Annotated in this window: 1 protein-coding gene; it reads right to left on the reverse strand. The window is 51.6% G+C overall.

The annotated features are described in order from the left end of the window. A partial coding sequence (locus RMT89_RS41335) for a hypothetical protein (protein ID WP_315888901.1) occupies nt 1–409 on the reverse strand: 409 nt, incomplete at both ends.

The following is a 409-nucleotide window of genomic DNA, read 5'->3' on the forward strand; positions in this document are numbered from 1 at the left end:
CAGTCCCCGGCTGCACACCAGATGCAGTCTGGTGAGTGGTCAGCATAGCACCCTGATTATACGTTGCCTGCCCAGAGACTGGGGCAAAGTAATAGCCAAGGCGTGGAGCATGACGCTCTGCACCATTACCTACATAATCACCGAGGTAAGTGTAGCCTCGCTTAATCATGTCGGTGTGGTCCTTGACGGATACCAGACGCAAGCTGGAACCAGTCTGAGCCAATGTAGGAATGTATCCTTTGTAGTGGTTCAGGCGAGTGATCGGATCGTCAACACGTGCAAGCTCATCCTTACGCAGACCGGTGAGGTAATGGAGCGTGTAATCGACACCATCAGCATCTTCCTTGATAAGATCAGCAACACGTTGCTGTAATTCAGCAGGCATGTTGTGCAGAGCTTTCAGAGACAC

This window comes from Streptomyces sp. P17, from assembly GCF_032436805.1.
In the GTDB taxonomy this organism is placed as follows: domain Bacteria; phylum Actinomycetota; class Actinomycetes; order Streptomycetales; family Streptomycetaceae; genus Streptomyces.